At 63.1% G+C, this 6,225-nt stretch carries 5 protein-coding genes and 1 pseudogene; 2 read left to right on the top strand and 4 right to left on the bottom strand.

Going from position 1 to position 6,225, the window contains the following annotated elements:
* Positions 1-225: pseudogene (locus tag VHL31_RS15075) on the top strand (serine/threonine protein phosphatase); the annotation flags it as partial.
* Positions 226-625: 400 nt separating this feature from the next.
* Here VHL31_RS15075 and VHL31_RS15070 read toward each other — a convergent pair.
* From VHL31_RS15070 to VHL31_RS15055, 4 genes are all read right to left on the bottom strand, one after another.
* Complete coding sequence (locus tag VHL31_RS15070; protein WP_329662045.1) at positions 626-1,354, bottom strand: SDR family oxidoreductase; 729 nt, start codon at positions 1,352-1,354, stop codon at positions 626-628.
* A 131-nt stretch (positions 1,355-1,485) separates the two neighbouring features.
* Positions 1,486-2,316: a carbohydrate ABC transporter permease gene (locus VHL31_RS15065; RefSeq protein ID WP_329662044.1), complete on the bottom strand. Its 831-nt coding sequence runs from the start codon at positions 2,314-2,316 to the stop codon at positions 1,486-1,488.
* Positions 2,317-2,327: 11 nt separating this feature from the next.
* Positions 2,328-3,293 carry a sugar ABC transporter permease gene (locus VHL31_RS15060; RefSeq protein WP_329662043.1) on the bottom strand — a complete coding sequence of 322 codons (966 nt, stop codon included), beginning with the start codon at positions 3,291-3,293 and terminating at the stop codon, positions 2,328-2,330.
* Between the two features lie 86 nt (positions 3,294-3,379).
* On the bottom strand, positions 3,380-4,537 hold the full coding sequence (locus VHL31_RS15055) for an ABC transporter substrate-binding protein (RefSeq protein WP_329662047.1): 1,158 nt from the start codon (positions 4,535-4,537) through the stop codon (positions 3,380-3,382).
* A 588-nt stretch (positions 4,538-5,125) separates the two neighbouring features.
* Here VHL31_RS15055 and VHL31_RS15050 point away from each other — a divergent pair.
* Positions 5,126-5,905 (top strand): SDR family NAD(P)-dependent oxidoreductase, encoded by a 780-nt coding sequence (locus VHL31_RS15050; protein WP_329662042.1) that lies wholly within the window; start codon positions 5,126-5,128, stop codon positions 5,903-5,905.
* Positions 5,906-6,225 lie beyond the last annotated feature (320 nt).

Raw genomic sequence — 6,225 nt, 5'->3', positions numbered from 1 at the left:
ATGTGGTCACGTGCCCGGCTCGAGGAGGGTAACCTTGAAGGCGTGGCCGGTGTGCGCGCGGTGGTGGTAGGTCACACACCGGTGCGGCAACCGGCAGTCTTGGGCAACGTCTACCATATCGACACGGGCGGCTGGTTGACGGCCGGGCGCTTCACGCTGCTTGATCTTGCCAACCTCAAGGTCGCGAGCAAGCCACACGACCTCATCGTCCTTCAGGCAAACTGAGAACATGGTGCGAGGCACCTTACGTTCCTGCATCCTCCTCCTCGTCCACATTCTCTGCCCCAACAGAAGACGGTTCATCGAGCAGACATAGCGGCGAGAGAGCCTTACCCGGAGGATCACACGGCCTTTGCGGTCGAAGCTGGCCAAGTCCGCATGGTACGGCAACTGGCTGGGCATGACGTGTGTCATGGCTGGTTCGTCCAAGTCGACGACTCGTGCCTCCAGGCCTGTATGATGGCGCGGCGTGGTGGATCGGGGTAGGCATCGGCGCCTTCAGCGCGCTCATCCACCTGCCTATCCGGGAGGTCGCAAGACCCATGGCGGCGGTTCCAGCCTAGCGTGCCCGATCACATGGCGGCTCATGCCCTTCCTGAAGGCATGAGCATGTGACATCCCACGGTCACCGGCAGGTGTAGCCACCATCGATCGGAAGTGAGACGCCCGTGATCATGGCCGCACCGTCGCTGAGCAGGAAGACGATGGGAGCGGCGATCTCATCCACCGTTGCCCAGCGCCCCAAGGGCATCTGCTCCATGAAGGGCTTCGCGACGTCCGGACGTCCCCAATAGCCGGCCGCCATGTCGGTCATCACGACGGTGGGGTTCACGCTGTTGACGCGGATCTTGTACTTTCCGAGTTCCAGCGCCGAGACGCGCGTGATGTTGTCCAAGGCGGCCTTGGATGCGCCGTAGGAGATGTGCCCGTGCAGCGCTACGAGTGCCGCCTGGCTTGACACGTTGACGATGGCTCCACCCTTGCCCAGGCGGACCATCGACTGCGAAGCATACTTGGTGACCAGCAGGGCACCTCGGGTGTTGATGCTGATGACCTTGTCGAAGATCGCGATGTCAGTATCCATGGGCGTGGCGATCTCGCCGCCAAAGCCGCCACAGTTCACGACGCCCCACAGGTCCAGACCTTCCAGCGCCGTGCGCACGGAATCCTCGCAGGAAAGATCGAAGGGCAGCGTCCGGCAGCCCGTTTCCTTCGCCAGTGCCGCAAGGGCGTCTTCGGCACGACCGCTCGCGATGACGTCGGCGTTGGCTGCACAAAGGTGCCGGACCGTCGCACCGCCGATGCCACCGCTGGCACCCGTGACGAGGATCGTGCGGCCGCCCAGGTCAGTCATCAGGTTCTGCTCCTCATCCTATGGCAAAGGTCAAAGCTGCCCCTGCCACAGCGACCGCATAACCTGCCTCTTCATGCCGGCCGGCAGTGTCGCTGGATTGAAGGCGCTGGCAAGAGGCGAAGATCCCGGGCTCAGCCTTTCACGCCACCGGCGGTCAGGCCCCGGATCATGAAGCGCTGCATGAGCACATAGACCAGGATCACGGGCAGCGTGATCAGGGTCAGGACGGCGAACATGACGCCTGGCCGCGCCATGAACTGGCCGGAGTAGATCAGCGGCACCAGGGTCAGGGGCTTCAACTCGGTGCTGTCGATGGTGACGAGGGCCAGGATGAACTCGTTGAACGAGGTCATGAACTGGAAGATCACCACGACCGAGACCGCGGGCCAGCTCAGCGGCATGATGATCCGCCACCAGATGCCGAACAGCGAGCAGCCGTCGATGGTGGCTGCTTCCTCCAGTTCGCGCGGCAAGGTATCGAAGAAACTGCGCAGGACGATCACGGCAAATGGGGTTCCGAGCGCGGTATAGGGCAGGATCAGGCCCATATAGCTGTCGAGCATGCCAAGCTGCTTGTTGATCTGGAACAGGGGCACGATGAGGCCCGGGATCGGCAGCATCAGGGTGAGGATCAGGAGGTAGAAGCAGACCTCCTTGCCGCGGAACGCAACACGGGAAAAGCCGTAGGCGGCAAGCGAGCCCAACAGGACGACCAGGGCGACCGACGCGCCGGTGATGATCAGGCTGTTGACCAGGTGGCGGACGATGGGCGCATCCTGGAACACCGCCTGGAAGTTGGCGGTGCTGATGCCCTCGATCGCCAGGCCGCCGAAGGCCGGCGCACGCGTGCCGGGTGGCATGAAGGCCACCGCCAGCATCATGGCAACCGGCACCAGCCAGACCAGGGCAAGGCCAGTGACCACAGCCAAGCCGGCACGCCGTTCGTTGCGCGTCAGTTGCATGGATTGGTGCCTCACTGGGAGAGGGCGAAACGGGCGCCCAGCACCCGGACCTGAAACAGGCTGAGGGCAAGCGCCAGAAAGACAAGCACGACGGAGATCGCCGAGGCATAGCCCATGCTCTGGAGCCGGAAGGCCTGCTGGAAAATGTAGTTGGGCAGCGTCTCAGTAGCGTGGTTAGGGCCGCCGCTGGTCATCATGTAGATCAGCGGGAAGGTTTGCAGCGTTCCGATGATGCCGAGCAGGATCAGGGTCAGATGGACGTGGCGGAGCATCGGCCAGACGATGTAGCGGACCGTCTGCCAGCTCGTAGCGCCCTCGACCTTCGCCGAATCGAACACCTCATTGGGCAACCCCTGGATCCCGGCGATGTATAGCAGCATCGAGAAGCCGGTCCACTGCCAGACGTTCACCAGGATGACGGCGAAGATCGCCGTCTTGGTGTCGGCCAGGAACGGGGTGAGCAGGAAACTCCAGCCGGTGGCGAGGCCGACATCGGACAAGAGACCACCGAACGGATTGTAGATCCGTTGCCAGACGATGCCGACCACCACCGGCGAGATGATCGCCGGGATGTAGAAGATCGCTCGAAGCACGGTCTGCCCGGGCACCCCGGAGGTGAGGATGTACGCGATGGTGAAGCCCAGCAGCATCTGAGGGAAGATGGTCAGCGGCGCCCAGTAGACAGCATTGCGCAATGCCAGGCGGAAGGCCGGGTCGGCAGTGAACAGGCGCAGGTAGTTGTCGAGCTGGATGAACGTGGCTTCGCCGATGCCGTCCCAGCCGTAGAAACTTGCCTGCAAGATGTAGCACATTGGGTAGAGAACGAAGACTGCGAACAGGATCATCGCCGGCGAGATAAAAAGGTAGCCTTGACGGGTGGAGGTGCTGGTCGGGACGTAGGATACCCACGCTGCTTTTTGCCGGTGGTCGCGGCCTCCGGCTGTTCCGGGTGCCGTAAGCTTGCTGCCGATAGACATTGGATCAATCGCCCGAGCGCAGTCCTGCAAGAATCGGCCGACGGGAGGGCAGGCCCATGCAGGCCCGCGCGCCCTCCCGTCATCGCTCACTTGGCCTTGGTGGTTTCCCAGGCGGCCTGCACGTTTTCCATGGCCACTTCCGGGGTCACATCGCCGGCAGCGACGGCAGCAAGGTTGTCCTCGAACGCCTGCTTGACCGCTGGAGAACGAAGCTGCCTTGCGTACTTCACCTTCTCCAGCCAGCCCGTCAGCGTCTCCCAGACCTGACGCTGGTTGTCCGTCTCGAACTTTGCAGGGGTAATACCCTTAACGGCCGGCAGGTCGTTGAAGCTGTCAATCAGCACCTGTGCGGCCGCACCGGCCACCCAATCCGTCAGCACCTTGCACGCCGCTTCAGGGTCCTTGGCCGACTTGGTGATGCCGATCATGACATCGATGCCGCCCAGCAGATCTTCGGGAGCACCCTTGCCAGTTACGTCTGGAAAGCGCATCGGCGCATATCCGCTCAGACCCTGCGACAGTGGCGGCGGGTTTGGCCGAGCCGCTTGCTGCATCCACCAGGCGCCCATCGGGAACATGGCTGCCCGTTCCCCTTCGATCAGTTCCATCGAGCCAGGATAGGCCGACAAGCCAAGGGCGCCTGGTTGGATCACGCCGTCATCGAACAGCCGTTTCCACCACTGCATTGCCTCGATGAATGGCGCCTCGGTGAACTTCTTCTCGCCGGCCTCGGCCTGGTATATCAGGCCGGGTGCGATATTGTGAATGAGCTGCATGTAAATATCGCGGCGCAGCCAGCCGTCGGCGGCACCCACCAGCAGCGGCGCCACGCCCAGGCCGCTGAATTTCTCGGCAGCAGCCTTCATCTCCTCATAAGTCTTGGGCGGCTCGACGCCGGCCTGCTCCATGATGGGAATGGTATACCAGAGGTTGATGGTCTGGGTCAGGATCGGCAGGCCGTAGAAGTTCTCGTCACTCGGGTCGTTGCCCAGCCGCGACTGCTCGACGGCCAGCGGGTAGAACTTCGACTGCCAATCCTCACCCCAGGTCCTGGCCGCGCAGTCCTGCACCGGCATCAGAAAGTCCTGATACTGGCGAGTGAGGGCGCCCGGCTCGAGCCCGATCATGTCGGGCATCTCGCCGCCACTGGCCCGGGTCTGCAGGTCAACGATGTAGTCTGGGTAGTTGAAGATGCTAGCTTCGACCTTGATCTCCGAATGCTGGCCTGCCGTGGCCGCTATCATCTTCTCGGTGTGCTCGACGATCGGCGCCCAGGATCGATAGGTGACGGTCGTGTCAGCCGCGCCAGCGGCTGCCGAAGTGCAGGCAATCCCAAGTGCCGCGACTGTGCCCATGAGCCAGCGGAGGCGGAAGGAAGCCGCTGAATTGTTCATATTTATTCTCCCCGATCCTGATCTCCTCCGTGAGGTTGATCCATGGTGCGGCTCCTGTACAGGGCTGTAGTAGCTCCAACGCCCGCGCCAGCTTGAGGCACGTCTCGATCCCGGCCTGACGCTTGAATCAAACTCAGGGCCGCGAGATACTCCTCGATGGCCGCCAGCGAGCATCCTTGGCCCCTGGTCACCAAGTCGACTGAAGGTCGCGCAGCCCTCGGACTTCCAGGGGATGGTGATCCGCCTGCGACGCTGCCGCAGAGGTGCGAGGGTGCCGGCATGTCCGTGTCCTACCGCATCTTTGCAGCGGACTGTCGGGACGAGCACATGCTCGCCGAGGACATAAGCGACTCCAAATAGTGAGCACTTCCTTCAGACTACGGCGGGGGCAGATGAGACCGCTCTACCATTCATGCTGGCAGCTTCTACCTTCTCAGCATGGCACATCCACGCACTTCCGCACACGCTGCGCTGATCACCGGAGGCACCAGCGGGATTGGTGAGGCTTTCGCCCGTGCCTTGCCCACGACCACCAACCTCTTGCTGACCGGCCGGGACGAGGCTGCCCTCGCCCGCCTCGCAGGAGACCTTGGGGAGGAACGGCGGGTCGAAACGGTCACTGCTGACCTGGCCACAGAAGACGGGCTAGAGGCGGTGTGTAGGGCGGCTGAGCGGTTCAGCATCGACCTGTTGGTCTGCAATGCCGGGATGGGGCCGTTTGGCGACGTCCTCTCGACGCCGGAGGAAGACCTGCGGGCAACGGTATCGGTCAACGTGATGGCGCCGCTGGTGCTCACGCGCCGGCTGCTGCCAAGCATGATCACGCGGGCCGAAGCGGATGCCAGACGTGCCGGGCTCATTGTCGTGTCCAGCAACACCGCCTTTCTGCCAGTGCCACGGCTGGCTGTGTACGCTGCCTCGAAGGCCTTCGACCTGTCGCTGACCGAGGCGCTTGCCGCAGAACTGACCGGCCGGCCGATCGATATCCTGGCGCTTTGCCCCACCGCCACCCGCACCCAGTTTGCCCCACGCTCCGGCTATGGGAGCAACCTGCCTGGTGCGCAGGAGCCGGGCCACGTCGCGCGTCGCGCACTGGCAGCCCTGGGCCGGCAGCGGACACTGGTGCTTGGTCCAGTCACTGGTACGGTCCTGACCGGTCCTGCGTTGGTGCGAGCGGCCGTGGCTCAGACACTGCAGGCCTTGGTGCCGCGCCGCTGACCGGCTCAACCATCTTCCTCATCCTCTGTCGGATCGTCTTCTTCGGTGTCCTCATTCTCTGCACCAAACAGGAGCAGTTCGTCGGGCAGCCACAGTGGCACGGCCGTCTGCATCCGCAGGACCGGCCAGCCGAGGACGAGGTGTTCGCTCAGAGGTATCGCAAGCGCTCCTGAAATCACCTCTCGGGTAGCAGAGGAGGGATACTAGGCATATACCAGCGATATGACTTCCCAGAGGAGATGCGGGAGGCAATCAGGCGATGGGAAAGGCACCTCCGGACCCTAATCTCGAACAATGGCTCGGTCTCATGATGCTCAGCT

This window comes from Geminicoccus sp., from assembly GCF_036263595.1.
Lineage (GTDB): Bacteria > Pseudomonadota > Alphaproteobacteria > Geminicoccales > Geminicoccaceae > Geminicoccus.
The sequence above is the reverse complement of the archived record's forward strand: the minus strand, read 5'-3'. Positions and strand labels throughout refer to the sequence as shown.